We start from the raw sequence: 13,847 nt of genomic DNA on the forward strand, positions 1-13,847 counted from the left end.
CGTCTCGTCGTCGAGAAGTTGTAACCGAAACCGGTTTCGGGTTGAAAGCTACATTTGGCACAGTTGCTTGTCAACACGTTCGTGAACTATTTTCGCTACATGGGTACGAGCAGCGGTGGTCGAGGGACGGGGGCGCCCGTCACGCTCGCGGATGTGGCCCGGGCCGCCGGCGTCTCGGTGGCGACCGCGTCGAAGGCCCTCAACGGGCGGGCCCAGGTGCGCGAGAGCACGCGCGTCAAGGTGCGAGAGGCCGCCGCCGCCCTCTCGTTCACCCCGAACTTCTTCGCCCAGGCCCTCAACTCCCAGCGCACCGGCACGATCGGCATGGTCACGAGCGACCTCGACAACCGTTTCGTCCTGCCCGTGCTGCTCGGCGCCGAGGACGCCTTCGGCTCGGGGTCGCTCTCGGTGCTGCTGGCCGACGCCCGCGACGACGCCCTGCGCGAGCAGTTGCACCTGCAGAACCTGCTCACCCGACGCGTCGACGGGCTCCTGATCGTGGGCCGCACCACCAACCCCCGCCCCCCGGCTCCCGTCCTCGCCGACGTGCCGGTGGTCTACGTCTACGCGCCGTCGACCGACCCGACCGACGCGTCCTTCACCCCCGACAACGTGCAGGCCGGCCGTCTCGCCGCCGAGCACCTCATCGCCAAGGGTCGGCGGCGCATCGCGCTCGTGAACGGCGAGTCGTCTTACGCCGCCTCACGCGACCGGGCGGCGGGGGTGCTGGCCGCCACGCAGGCCGCCGGGCTCGAGCTCGTCGGCGGTGCCTCGTTGTACGGGCAGTGGGGCGAGGCCTGGGGGCGGGACTGCGCGCGCCTCCTCGTCCGGGGCGACGAGACCGTCGACGCGATCGTCGCGGGCAGCGACCACATCGCCCGCGGCGTGCTCGACGCGCTGCGCGACGAGGGCCGGTCGGTGCCGGGCGACGTCGCCGTCATCGGCTTCGACAACTGGGACGTCCTCGTCCGCGAGTCACGCCCGACGCTGACCAGCGTGGACATGAACCTCGAACAGCTCGGCCGGGCGGCCGCCCAACACCTGGTCGACGCGATCGGGGGCTCGACCTCGGCGGGCGTGACCTACAGAGCCGTGCGCGTGCACGAACGCGAGTCGACCGGCTGACGCGCGGCGCGCCTCCTGCTCTGGCCCTCCGCGCCGGCCCGGTGGCCTCGCTGCCGGCCTGGTGCCGCCCCGGCCTGCAGCGCGACGAAGAACCCGGTTCCGAACGATGCACCCAGAAGCAACGGGGTGCATGGTTCGGAACCGGGTGCGAGGCGGCAGGAGGCGCGGGTCGGCCACCAGCGGAGGTGCGGGCCGGCGACTCACGACGCCCCCGCGCGTGCCTCAGTACTTGGCGGACTGCCCGCCGTCGATCGGCACGACGGCCGCGTTGACGTAGGTGGCGTCGTCCGACAGCAGGAAGGCGACGACCGAGGCGATCTCGTCGGCCTTGCCGTAGCGCTTGGTCGGGTTGATCTGGATGAACTGCTCGGCGGCCTTCTCGGGGTTCTCGGCGTCGATCTGGCGCATCGAGGCCTCGACCATGGGCGTCCAGATGGCGCCGGGGGCGATCGCGTTGACGCGGATGCCGAACTCGCCGTACTCGACGGCCGAGTTGCGGGTCAGGCCGACGACGCCGTGCTTGGCCGCGGCGTAGCCCGACTGGTTGCCGACGCCGCGGATGCCGCCGACGCTCGCGGTGTTGACCACGGCACCGCCGTCGCCCTGCGACCGCATGACGCCGAGCACCTTCTCGAGACCGAGGAACACCCCGCGCAGGTTGATCGAGACGACCTTGTCGAACTCGTCGGCGCCGAACCGCTCGGTGAGGTTCTGCTTGCCCTCGATGCCGGCGTTGTTGAAGAACGCGTCGATGCGCCGGAAGCGCTCGACCGTCGCCGACACGTAGCGCGCGACGTCGTCCTCGCTCGACACGTCGGCGACGACGGTCAGCACCTCGGCCCCGGGGACGGCCTCGAGCACGGCGGCCTGCGAGTCGGCGAGGCCCTTCTCCGAGACGTCGACGAGGGCGAGCTTCGCGCCCTCGCTCGCGACGCGGACGGCGGCGGCCCGGCCGAGGCCCGACCCTCCGCCGGTGATGAGGACGACCTTGTCGGTGAAACGCTCCATGGGACGGGCTCCGGTTCTCTCGTTCGGTGAGGCCCGACACGGCGCCGGGCCAGTCGTCGCGCGACCGTGCGCGACTCGCCGTAAGGCTACACATGTCGCCTTACTGCGCCCTGACCGTGGTCGCCGCCCCGCGCCGCGCCTCCCCACGACGCGACGAACCCCGTTCACGAAGACGAACCACGAGAAATCGGGGTTCATCTTCGTGAACGGGGTTCGGGGCGCAGGAGGCGCGGGCCCGCGACCCGAGGAGGCGCGGGTCAGCGCCCGGCGCGCGTCCCGATCTCGACGCCCACGATCCGCTCGTCGGCGATCGTCACGGGGTACACGTCGCCCGTCAGCCGCACCATCGCCTCGGCCTCCCGCTCGGCGCACGAGCCGCCGACCCACAGCTCGACGTCCCCGGGCTCGACGACCCGTCGGTGCTGCCGGTCGGTCAGCGCCAGACGGGTGGTGGGGACGCGGAAGACGACCCGCGCCTCCTCACCGGGTCCGAGCGCGACGCGCGCGTAGCCGAGCAGCTGCGCGACGGGCCGGGTGACCGAGCCGACGACGTCGTGGGCGTAGAGCTGCACGAGGTCGGTGCCGGGGCGGTCGCCCGTGTTGGCGACCGTCACCGAGGCGACGAACGAGCCACCCGCCGGCACCTCGGCCGAGTCGACGACCAGGTCGGAGCGTCGCCACGAGGTGTACGACAGCCCGTGCCCGAACGGCAGCACGGGCGTGCTGTCGGCGCTCGTCACCTCGGACGGCCCGCCGAGCACCGGGTGCAGGTACGAGAACGGCTGCGCGCCGGCCGACCGCGGCAACGACACGGGCAGGTGCCCGGACGGCTCGACGCTGCCGGTCAGGACGCCGGCGACGGCGGCCCCGCCCTCCTCCCCCGGGAAGAACGCCTGGACGACGGCGGCGGGCGCCCCCGCACCCGACACCGCCCACCCGATGGCGTACGGCCGGCCCGAGAGCACGACCATGACGGTCGGCGTGCCGGTGGCGACGACGGCCTCGACGAGCTCGCGCTGCACCCCGGGCAGCTCGAGGCTCTCGACGTCGTTGCCCTCGCCGACGGTGCCCCGGCCGAAGAGGCCGGCCCGGTCGCCGACCACGACGACCGCGACGGAGGCGGCGCGGGCGGCCTCGACGGCCGCGTCGATGCGTGACCGGTCGTCGCCCTCGACGTCGCAGCCGGCCTCGACGACCACCTCGGCGGTGGGCAGCTCGATGCGGAGGGAGGCGGCGACGGTCGGCAGGTCGATGCCGAGCGGCACGCCGGGGTGGTGCGCCAGCACGTGGTTGACGAACGAGTAGCAGCCCATGAGGGCCTCGGCGCTGTCGCCGTTCGGGCCGACCACCGCGACCGACGCCGGGCCGGTCCCCGCGACGTCGGCACCACCGGTGGCACCCGCCGCCCCCCGCACGAGCGGGAGCACGCCGTCGTTCGTCAGCACGACGACCGACTCGTCGGCCAGCCGCCGCGCGACGGCCCGGTGCTGGGCCGAGTCGAGGTCGATCGCGGTCGGCGGTGGCGTCTCGAACGTCTCGTCGAGCAGCCCGAGCTCCTCCTTCTCGGCGAGCACGCGGATCACCGCCCGGTCGACCAGCGCCTCGTCCACGTCTCCGGCCCGCACCCGCTCGGCCAGGGGCGCGAGGTAGGCGTCACCGGTGGGCAGCTCGACGTCGATGCCGGCCTCGAGGGCCAGCGCGGCGGCCTCGCCCCGGTCGGCCGCGACGGCGTGCATCACCTGCAGGAACGCCACCGAGAAGTAGTCCGACACGACCACGCCGTCGAACCCCCACCTGCGGCGGAGCACCTCGGTCAGGTACGACGGCGTCCCGGCGACCGGCACCCCGTCGATCTCGGCGTACGAGTTCATCACCGACCGCACCCCGCCGTCGAGCACGGCCATCTCGAAGGGCGGCAGCAGCACGTCCTCGACGAACCGCGGTCCGACCTGCGCCGGTGCGTGGTTGCGCCCCGCGGCCGAGGTCGAGTAGCCGACGAAGTGCTTGAGCGTCGCGTGCACGCCGGCCGCCTGCAGCCCCTTCACGTAGGCGGTGCCGATCGTGCCGACGACGTAGGGGTCCTCGGCGATGCACTCGTCGACCCGACCCCAGCGGGTGTCACGGATGACGTCGAGCACGGGCGCGAGACCCTGGTGCACGCCGAGGTCGCGCATGGACCCGCCGATCAGCCGGGCCATCTCCTCGACCAGCTCGGGGTCGAACGACGCGCCCCAGGCGAGCGGCGTCGGGAACGTCGCGGCCTGCCAGGCGGCGAGGCCGGTCAGGCACTCCTCGTGCACCAGCGCGGGGATGCCCAATCGGGTCTCGTCCCGCAGGCGGCGCTGTTCGCGCCACAACCAGGAGGCGCGCTCGACGGGGTCCACCGGCCGCGTCCCGTAGACCCGAGTCAGGTGCCCGAGCCCGTGTCGGGTCGCCTCGACGTAGTCGCCCGACGTCGCCATCTCGCCCTGCATCGGGGCGACGTTCTCGGCCCCCTGGTCGACCCACCAACCGACCAGCTGGGCGAGCTTCTCGTCGAGGGTCATCTCGGCCAGCAGCGACGCCACCCGGTCGGAGGCGCGGGGTTCGCCGACCGTGAGTGCCTGCGGTCGGTGAGCGGTGTCGGTCATGTCGGCTCGCGCCTCCTGGTCTGTGACGGTGTCGGTGGCGGTCATCCCTTGACCGCCCCGGTGAGCCCGCCGACGATGCGGCGTTCGAAGAGGCTGAAGAAGATCAACGCGGGCAGCATCGAGAGCGCCGTGAAGGCGAGCACCCGTGCCGTGTCGACCGAGTACTGCGACGAGAACGCCTGCACGCCGAGCGGCAGGGTGAACGTCGACGGGTCGTTGAGGATGAACAGCGGCAGCAGGTACGAGTTCCAGGCACCGATGAAGGCGAGGATGCCCACCGTGATCACGCCGGGCAACGACAGCCGGACGACCATCCGGAAGAAGAAGCCGAGGCGGCTGCAGCCGTCGATGAACGCGGCCTCCTCGATCTCGTCGGGGATCGCGCGGAGGAACGGCACGAGGATGATGATCGTCGTCGGCAGGGCGAAGGCGATCTGCGGCAGGATGACGCCGGCCAGCGAGTTCGTCAGGCCCAGGTCGCGGATCACGAGGTACAGCGGCGTGATCGCGACGGTCATCGGGAACATCAGGCCCGCCGCGAAGAGCGCGTAGAGCACCCCGCGACCGGCGAACCGGTACCGCGCCAGGACGTAGCTGGCGGCCAGGCCGAGCGCCACCGTGCCGATCGTGGTCGCCCCGGCCGAGATCAGCGAGTTGCCGACCTGTCGCCAGAACGTGCCGCCGGTCAGGACGTCGAGGTAGTTGCCGACCTGCCACGGGCTCGGGAACCCGGACGGGTCGGTCGTGATCTGCGCGTTGGTGCGGAACCCGCCGATCACGATGAACGCGACGGGCGCGAGCATCGCCACGATGACGACCACCGCGACCACGTACGCGACGCCGCGTCCGGGGTCCGCGATGCCGCGCCTCCTGCGGGTCGACGGCCGGGGCGCCGCGGGCGCGGGGGTGCCGCCGCGGGGGCGGGCGGGCAGGGTGCTGGCGGTCATCGTTCTTCTCCTGCGGTGGTGGCGGAGGTCGTGACGGCCCCGGCCGTGTCGCGTCGCAGCACGAAGCGCTGGTAGACGAGGGCGACGACGAGCGAGATGAGGAACAGCACGACCGCGACGGCGTTGCCGTAGCCGTAACTGCCCGAGGTGCGGCCGTTGGCCACCATGTAGGTCGCCATGGTCGACGTGCCGGCGGTGGCCGCGATGTACTGACCCCAGATGATGTAGACGAGGTCGAAGAGCTGCAGCGAGCCGATGATCGACAGGAACGCCCAGATGCGCAGCGTCGGTCCGAGCAGCGGCAGCGTGATGCGGCGCTGGATCTGCCACCAGCTCGCGCCGTCGATGGCCGCGGCCTCGCTGAGCTCCTCGGGCACGCCCTGCAGCCCGGCCAGGAAGAGGATGACGGCGAAGCCGACGTACTTCCAGGTGATGATGACGAGCAGGGTCCAGATCGCGATGCTCGGGTCGGCGAGCCAGTCGGTCGCGAACGAGCCGAGGCCGACCTTGGTGAGCAGGTCGTTGACGGCGCCGCTGCCCTGGAGCATGAGGCTCCAGCCCGTGCCGACGACGACCTCGCTGATGACGTAGGGCACGAAGATCAGCACGCGGATGAGCGACTGACCGCGCAGCTTGCGGTTGAGCAGCAGCGCGAGCCCGATGGCCACCGGGCCCTGCAGCACGAGCGAGAGCACGACGATCGTGGCGTTGTGCCGCAACGCGTCGAGGAACGTCGGGTCCTGGAAGATCGTGACGTAGTTGCGGAACCCGACGAAGTCGGTCGGCGGGCCGAAGCCCGACCAGCTGAAGAAGCCGTAGTAGGCGGCCATCACGATCGGGAAGACCACGAACGCCAGGAACACGACGAGGGCGGGACCGACCAGCAGGGCGATCTCGAGGCCGCGGGCGCCACGCCCCTTCCGGGACACGGCCCGGGAGGCCACCGGGGGCGAGGCGAGTGCCTCGCCCCCGGCGGTGGCGTGAGGCCGCGAGGGTGCGGCGGGCCGCACGGAGGGTTCGCGGAGACTCACGATCCGACCTCTACGCCTTCTTGGCGGCGGCGTCGACGGCGTCGACGAACTGCTGCGGCGTGCCGTCACCCGAGAGCAGGTCGACCACGGCGACGTTCATCGCGTTGCCGACGTTCAGGCCGTAGACGGTGTCGAGCCACTGCGAGACGAAGGGGGCGTCGTTGTAGGCGCTGAGCACGTCCTGCAGGTAGGGCTCGGTGACGGCCTCCTGGGCGACCGTGTTGACGGGAGGCGCGTTGAAGGCCTTGTAGTAGGCCGTCTGCACGTCGGGGGTCGCCAGGTAGTTCAGGAAGTCGACGCACGAGTCGGGCGCACCGGCCGAGCACGAGTACCCGTCGACCCCGCCCATGATGGAGCCGGTCTCGCCGTCGCCGCCGTCGACGGCGGGGAAGGGGAACCAGCCCAGGTCGGACAGCGGCTGCTGGTCGGGCGTGAGCGAGGCGATGACGCCGGGGTTCCAGGCACCCATGAGCTCCATGCCCGCCTGGTGGTTGGCGATCAGGCCGGCCGAGCTGCCGGCGCCCTGCTGGGCCGCCGTGGTGAGGAACCCGTCGTTGAACGGCTCGGTGTCGCGGAAGTCGGCGAGGTCCTCGGCCGCCTCGACCCAGCAGTCGTCGCTGAAGTCACGGTCGGTCGCGGCCTTCTCGAGGACGTCCGAGCTGCACGAGCGCAGCGCGAAGAAGAAGTACCAGTGGGCGGCGGGCCAGGCGTCCTTGCCACCGAGGGCGACGGGCGAGACGCCCGAGCCCTTCAGGGCGGTGACGGCCTGGTCGAGCTCGTCCATCGTCTTCGGGGCCTCGGTGATGCCGGCGGCGTCGAAGAGGTCCTGGCTGTACCAGAAGCCACCGGGGAGCACGGCGACGGGCATCGAGTACACCTTGCCGTCGACCGAGCCCGACCCGAAGGTCCCCTCGCTGATGTCCTGCTTCGCGTCGTCCGAGATGACGTCGGTGAGGTCCTTGACCTGTCCGGCCGAGACCATGGCCTGGAGCTTGCCGCCGCCGCGCTGCAGGAACACGTCCGGGGCGTCGCCCGAGTTGAGGGCGGTCTGCAGCTTGCTGTCGAAGTCCTCGTTCTGCACGGTCTGGACGTCGATCTTCACGTCCGGGTTGGCCTTCTCGAAGTCGGCCGCGGTGGCCGTCCAGAAGTCCTGGCCGGGGCCGGTCGTCGAGTTCTGCCACAGGGTGAGCGTGCCGTCGTCCGACCCGCTTCCGCCCCCGGTGCTGCAGCCGGTCAGCAGTCCCGCTCCGATCAGCAGGGCCGCAGACCCGGCCAGGAGCCGTCGAGATGTGGTCATGGTTCCACCTTTTCCTCTTCGTTGAGCGGCCGTGGTCGGCCGAGCGTGCCGTGCTCCGATGCGCGGCATGGCCTCAGTGTCGAAAACGTCGGGGACGGTGTCAAACGTTTTCGAAAACCATTTCCGTCGGGCTAGGCTGCCGACGTGATGACGGCACGGGTGACGATCCACGACGTGGCACGGGCTGCCGGGGTGTCGGTCGCGACGGTGTCCAAGGCGGTCAACGGCCGCTACGGCGTCTCGGCCCAGGCGATCGAGCGCGTGATGGCGGCGGTCGACGAGCTCGGCTACGAGTCGAGCCTGGTGGCCAGCAGCATGCGGGCCCGCCGCACCGGGGTGATCGGCGTGCTCGTGGCCGACTTCGAGCCGTTCAGCTCGGAGGTGCTCAAGGGGGTCGGGGCAGCCGTCCGGTCGCGGGGCGCCGAGTACGACCTGCTGGCCTACAGCGGGGCGCACCGCGGCGAGAACACCGGGTGGGAGCGTCGCTCGCTCAGCCGGTTGAGCGGCACGCTGATCGACGGCGCGATCCTCGTCACGCCCTCGGTGCTGACCACCGCCGCGAGCATCCCCGTGGTGGCCGTCGACCCGCACACCGGGCGCACCGACCTGCCGTCGGTCGAGGGCGACAGCCGGGGCGGGGCGCTGCTCGCCGTCGAGCACCTGCTCGGCCTGGGGCACCGTCGCATCGGCTTCCTGGCCGGACGCCCCGACCTGCGCTCGGCGTCGTTGCGCGAGGCGGGCTACGTGCAGGCGCTCCGGGCGGCCGGCATCACCCGCGACCCGGCGCTGACCCGCAACGGCGACTTCGAGCTGACGGCCTCGCGCCAGGCGGCCCGCTCGCTGCTGACGAGCCCCGACCGGCCGACGGCCGTCTTCGCCGCCAACGACCTCTCGGCCATCGCCCTGCTGCGCACCGCGCTCGACCTCGGCCTGCGGGTGCCCGACGACCTCAGCATCGTCGGGTTCGACGACATCCCCGAGGCCTCCCGCGAGTCACCTCCTCTGACCACCGTGCAGCAGCCGATGCAGCGGCTCGGCAGCGCGGCGGCGGGCATGCTCTTCACGATGCTCGAGGGCGGCGAACCGGCCGCGCCCGAGGTGCAGCTGCCGACGCGGCTCGTGGTGCGCGGGACGACGGGGCCGCCGCGCGGGTGAGCGCGACCTGCTCCTGCTCTTCCACAATCATTCGCGTTCGCGTACGGTTGTGCACACCATGGCCGAACTGAGCGCGTCCGAATACGCGAGACGTCACGACATCTCGACCCGTCGCGCCCAGGCGGCCGCAGCGGCCGGACTGCTCGACGCCCGGTGGGTCGGCGGACGATGGCTGATCGACGACGCCGTTCCGCATCGACGGCAGCCCGGCCGACCGCTCTCGCGCCGGTCGGCCGACGCCCTGGTGGCTCGGCTGACCGGTGACCCCGACTGGGCCGTCGGATTGTCACCCAGCGAGCGGGGCCGGACGCTCGCCCGGGTCGACGAACTGCGGCGGGGCACGGCGCCGTCCGACCGCCTCGCCCTCTGGCTGCGGACCGCCCACCCCACGGCCCGGGGGTTCGAGGCACCGGCGGCCGACCTCCCCGATCTCCGACTGGACACCAGGCTCACCCCCGGGGGCAGCAGCGACGAACGCTCGGGCATGAGCGACGGCGGCAGACTCGAGGCACACGTGTCCGCCGCCGATCTCGACGACGTGGTCCACGAGTACCTGCTCGTCCCGTCCCGCCGGCCGAACGCCGCCCTGAGGGTCCACGACGGCGCCGCACCGCGCCCGCTGCCACTCGGAACCCTCATCGCGGACCTGGCGACGAGTGCCGGACCACGAGAACGGGCCGCCGCCGACAGGTTGATCCGCGAGGGCTCGCGATGATCGTCGCGCCCACGCTCCGAGCCGCCCAGGCCGACGCCTGGCACGCCCTCTTCGAGGTGCACGAGCGCCTGCCGGCCGGCTGGGCCGTCGTCGGCGGCCAGATGGTCCAGTCCCATTGCTGGGAGCGCGGGTCGACGTCGGCCCGCCCCACGAACGACGCCGACACCGTGCTCGACGTGAGGGCACATCCGACGATGCTGCTGCGCTTCACGACGGTCCTGCGCGACTGCGGATTCGTCGCGGACGGCCAGAGCTTCGAGGGCCATCAGCACCGCTGGGTCCGGGGCGAGGCCCAGATCGACGTCCTCATCCCCCGCTTCCTCGGCGAGCGCGCGTCGTCCCGTCGCGGGATCACCGGCGGGACGACCCTGGCCGCACCCGGTGCCCAGGGCGCCGTCGACCGAGCGCGCGTCGTAAAGGTCCGGGTGAACGGCCGCGACGGTGCCGTCCTGCGGCCGACCCTGCAGGGCGCGCTCCTCGCCAAGGCCGCGGCCGTCGAGATCCCGGGAGACGACCACACGCGACACCTCGTCGACATCGCCACCCTCGGGTCGCTCGTCTCCCGCCGGGATCGAGTGGCGACGGACGTCACCGAGACCGAGCGTCGCCGCATCCGTGCCGCCCTCAGCCTCATCGAGCGCGATCCGCTCATCTGCCGGGTCGCGGACGTCGACCCGATCGTCGTGGACCGGCTGCGCCTGGCCTTCGCCTGACGACCCCGCAGACCCCGGTGTCGCCCTTGACACCAGAGTCCGTGCCGAGAGTTCGGGCTCCCGACCGTGCCGACGGTTCGGGCCGCCGACGGCGTGCCGCGACAGGGTCGGTCGGACACGGGGCACCCCAGGAGGCACCCGGGCATGTCTTCGGAGCGGCACGCCTCCCCCGTTTGGGCGACGTCGCGCGAAAACGGGAACGCAGGAGGCGCGGGTCACGCGACCCGCGCCTCCTGCGTCCTCGGGGCCGTCAGGCCCGGCCGATCAGGCCCGACCGCTCAGGCCCAGAGGAACGGCACCACGAACACCAGCAACGTGACGACCGGTCCGATGACCACCATCGAGAGGCCCCATCGGGTCAGGTGGCGGTAGAGGCGCGGACGATCCTCTTCCACGCCCGAGGCGACGATGGTCGCGCCGGTCGTGCCGAACGGGGCGCAGTCGACGAGCGACGCGGAGATCGCCAGGGCGTAGATGAAGCCGGTCATCTCGAGTCCGCCGCCCGGCACGAGCAGGGGGACGGCGAGCGGGATGAGCGCACCCAGGATGCCGATGGTCGACGCGAAGGCCGACACGAGTCCGGCGATCACGCAGATGACGAACGCGGCGAGCAGCGGCGACGAGACCGACCGGGCGACCTCGCCGAGCTGGTCGATGGCACCGAGCCGCGTCAGCACGCCGACGTAGGTGATGATCCCGCCGAGCAGCAGGATGGTGTTCCAGTCGACGCGCGCCAGCGACGCCCGGCCCACGTCGGGCTTCACGAAGGCGAGGAAGACGGCGAGCGTCAGCGCCACGGCACCGAGGTTCAGGTCGACGTCGAGCAGCGTGATCGTGAAGAAGCCGACGATCAGCACGGGGATGCTCACGAGCACGACGACCTGGTAGGCGCCCAGCCGGGTGGCCGTGGCCGGCTCCGTCAGCACGGCCGTGCCGCCCGCACCGCGCCCCGTACCTGCACCTGCACCTGCACCGCGCCCGGCACCGCGCGTGCCGCCGGTCCCGCCGCCTGCCGTCGTGGCCCGGGCCGCGCCCGCCGCCCGGGTCCGGGCGATCAGCTCGCGACCGCCGAACAGGAAGAACGCGACCAGCACGACGAGCGTGTTGACGCCCACCGAGAGGCCGAACATGAGACCCGGGTTGTAGGGGATGCCCGAGGCCCGCGCCACCGTCATGACCGTGATGCCGTTGATGCTGGTCGGGGCGAGGGCACCGCCGACGATGGCCGAGCTCATGACGATGCCCATCATCGTCGAGTGGATCTTGTGCTTGTGCGCCAGGCTCATCGCGATCGGCACGATCGTGAACGCCGCGTGCGACGTGCCGAGGCAGGCGACCAGCGTGCCGATGACGAACATCGCCCACGGGATCAGCGCCACGCGGTCGCCGATCAGCCCGACCGAGCGGTCGACCAGCCAGTCGACCACCCCGGTCTCGCGGGCTATGCCGAACAGGTAGGTGATGCCGAGCAGGATCAACAGGGCGTCGACCGGGAATCCGCCGAGGACGTCGTCCAGGCTCTCGCCCACGACGAGCACGCCGACGAGGAGGGCCGCGACGAGCGCCAGGGCTCCCATGTGCACGTTGCGGATCGCCGAGAGGGCGAAGACGGCCACGAGGACGATCAGCGCGACGAGCTCGACGCTCACGAGGTCGCCGCCGGGGTGGGTTCGGTCGGGTCGGGGGTGTAGGGCATCGTCGTCGATCTCCTGGTTCGGGGTGTCGCGGGTCGGGAGGGGGAAGGGGGAAAGGTCGAGGAGGCGCGGGTCAGCGACCCAGCGCGAGCCCGGCCCGGTAGGCCGCCAGCGCCGCCTCGGGCACGTCGGCGAGGTCGTCCAGTCGCACCAGGTCGCCGGGGGCCACGTCGGCCACGAGCCGCGCGCCGCCGAGCAGGTAGTAGGGCGCGATGCCGTCGTCGTCGGGGTCGACGATGACGGGGGCGACACCGGCGATCTCGTGGTGGTGGCCCTCGACGCGGAAGGCGGTGCCGGCCGACAGGGCCTCGCGGGCACGGGCCGCGAGGACCGTGTGCTGCCGGGGCTCGGGCAGGCGTGACGTCCCGTCGACGGCGGCGACGATGCTCAGCGGGGTCTCGACGCCCATGAAGTGGTACGGCCAGTAGATGCAGGCGTGACGGCCGTCGCGGCTGACGACGTGCCCCTTGCCGCGCAGCGTCTCCCAGGTGACGGGGTCGCCGGTGCGCACGATCACGAACACGCCGCCGGCGAAGCTGGCCTCACCCGGCAGGCGGAGCATCGAGAAGACGTCGACGACGCCGGTACGGCCGAGCAGACCGCCGTCCTCGCGTGCCGTGTAGAGGTCGGCGAGCTCGTCCGGGCGGGCGACGGGGTAGCGCAGGGCCTCCACGTCGGCGCGGGCGCCGGTGTAGAGCGAGACGACGTTCATCTCGCAGGAGTCGGCGGCCGCCGCCCGCTTGAGGCCGGCGACCGCCGCGGCACGCGCCTCGACCGTCGCCAGGGGGTCGTCGCCCAGGTCGAGCAGCGATGCCAGGGAGGGGGCGTGCACGGTCGTGCCGGCCTGGTCGACGACACCCGTGGCCGGGTCGAACGCGAGGTCGTACTCGCCCGACTTGCCGAGGGCCACGACGTCGAAGCCGCACTCGAGCACCCACGCCACGAGACGCAACAGGTTCGCGGGCTGGTCGCCGTCGCCGGGCAGGTACCGCAGACCGGCCGCACGGGCCTTGGCGCTCAGCGCCACGCCGGCGACGGACTCGACCTCCTTGCTGACCATGACGACGTGCACCCCGCGGTCGAGCGCGGTGTCCGCGTAGCCGTGCCCGGCCTCGATGCGACCGGTGGCCTCGACGAGGACGTCGACACCGTCCCAGTCGACGGCCGAGGCGTCGGCGATCACGGCGATCGAGCCGGCCGAGACCGCCTCGGCGGTCGCCGCCGCCGTCGACGGCGTCGCGACGGACGAGGCGGGTACCCCGAGCTCGTGGAGCATGGCCGTCACCCCGTCGACGTCGGGGTCGACGAGCTGCGTGGCCGTCAGGTCGGGCAGGCGGCGCAGCTGGTCGAGCAGCGTGCGGCCGTAGCCACCGTTCGCGCCGGTGAGGAGGACGCGGACCGGAGTCGCGCGAGACGTCGTCGAGTGGAGGATCACCGTTGTTCCCGTTCGTTCAAGAGGCCAGGAGCGGCCCGGGCGAGCATGGCAACTGTAGCGAGACTTATCAAATTGTCAAACATCGCACCAAATAGTC

The 13,847-nt window shown here is 72.2% G+C and carries 11 protein-coding genes; 4 read left to right on the forward strand and 7 right to left on the reverse strand.

Translation table 11 applies throughout. The annotated features are described in order from the left end of the window. The first annotated feature begins 99 nt into the window (after positions 1 to 99). Positions 100 to 1,125, forward strand: coding sequence for a LacI family DNA-binding transcriptional regulator (locus OVA02_RS16905; RefSeq protein WP_267658892.1), 1,026 nt, complete (start codon positions 100 to 102; stop codon positions 1,123 to 1,125). A 222-nt stretch (positions 1,126 to 1,347) separates the two neighbouring features. On the opposite strand, the gene OVA02_RS16910 is transcribed toward OVA02_RS16905, so the two are convergent. The 5 genes from OVA02_RS16910 to OVA02_RS16930 form a co-directional block, all read right to left on the reverse strand. After that, on the reverse strand, positions 1,348 to 2,133 hold the full coding sequence (locus tag OVA02_RS16910) for an SDR family oxidoreductase (protein WP_267658893.1): 786 nt from the start codon (positions 2,131 to 2,133) through the stop codon (positions 1,348 to 1,350). Positions 2,134 to 2,390: 257 nt separating this feature from the next. Further along, positions 2,391 to 4,763 (reverse strand): glycoside hydrolase family 3 N-terminal domain-containing protein, encoded by a 2,373-nt coding sequence (locus OVA02_RS16915; protein ID WP_267658894.1) that lies wholly within the window; start codon positions 4,761 to 4,763, stop codon positions 2,391 to 2,393. Between the two features lie 41 nt (positions 4,764 to 4,804). Continuing rightward, complete coding sequence (locus OVA02_RS16920; protein ID WP_056047129.1) at positions 4,805 to 5,710, reverse strand: carbohydrate ABC transporter permease; 906 nt, start codon at positions 5,708 to 5,710, stop codon at positions 4,805 to 4,807. Beyond that, positions 5,707 to 6,741, reverse strand: a complete 1,035-nt coding sequence (locus OVA02_RS16925; RefSeq protein WP_371740385.1) for a carbohydrate ABC transporter permease — start codon at positions 6,739 to 6,741, stop codon at positions 5,707 to 5,709. The genes OVA02_RS16920 and OVA02_RS16925 overlap by 4 nt, the downstream gene beginning before the upstream one ends. A gap of 10 nt (positions 6,742 to 6,751) precedes the next feature. Beyond that, positions 6,752 to 8,038, reverse strand: a complete 1,287-nt coding sequence (locus OVA02_RS16930) for an ABC transporter substrate-binding protein (protein WP_267658895.1) — start codon at positions 8,036 to 8,038, stop codon at positions 6,752 to 6,754. A 147-nt stretch (positions 8,039 to 8,185) separates the two neighbouring features. Between OVA02_RS16930 and OVA02_RS16935 the strand changes: the two genes are divergently transcribed. The 3 genes from OVA02_RS16935 to OVA02_RS16945 are packed head-to-tail and all read left to right on the forward strand — an operon-like array spanning position 8,186 to position 10,621. Beyond that, positions 8,186 to 9,193: a LacI family DNA-binding transcriptional regulator gene (locus tag OVA02_RS16935; protein WP_123571912.1), complete on the forward strand. Its 1,008-nt coding sequence runs from the start codon at positions 8,186 to 8,188 to the stop codon at positions 9,191 to 9,193. 58 nt (positions 9,194 to 9,251) lie between these two features. Beyond that, positions 9,252 to 9,908 (forward strand): hypothetical protein, encoded by a 657-nt coding sequence (locus OVA02_RS16940; protein WP_267658896.1) that lies wholly within the window; start codon positions 9,252 to 9,254, stop codon positions 9,906 to 9,908. Beyond that, positions 9,905 to 10,621, forward strand: coding sequence for a hypothetical protein (locus OVA02_RS16945; RefSeq protein WP_267658897.1), 717 nt, complete (start codon positions 9,905 to 9,907; stop codon positions 10,619 to 10,621). Before OVA02_RS16940 ends, OVA02_RS16945 begins: the two co-directional genes overlap by 4 nt. 278 nt (positions 10,622 to 10,899) lie before the next feature. Here the strand turns inward: OVA02_RS16945 and OVA02_RS16950 are convergent, their stop codons facing one another. Further along, positions 10,900 to 12,270 carry an SLC13 family permease gene (locus OVA02_RS16950; protein WP_123571915.1) on the reverse strand — a complete coding sequence of 457 codons (1,371 nt, stop codon included), beginning with the start codon at positions 12,268 to 12,270 and terminating at the stop codon, positions 10,900 to 10,902. 118 nt (positions 12,271 to 12,388) lie between these two features. Next, positions 12,389 to 13,750, reverse strand: coding sequence for a homoserine dehydrogenase (locus OVA02_RS16955; RefSeq protein WP_267658898.1), 1,362 nt, complete (start codon positions 13,748 to 13,750; stop codon positions 12,389 to 12,391). Positions 13,751 to 13,847: the final 97 nt, after the last annotated feature.

Source organism: Frigoribacterium sp. SL97, from assembly GCF_026625765.1.
Classification (GTDB): domain Bacteria; phylum Actinomycetota; class Actinomycetes; order Actinomycetales; family Microbacteriaceae; genus Frigoribacterium.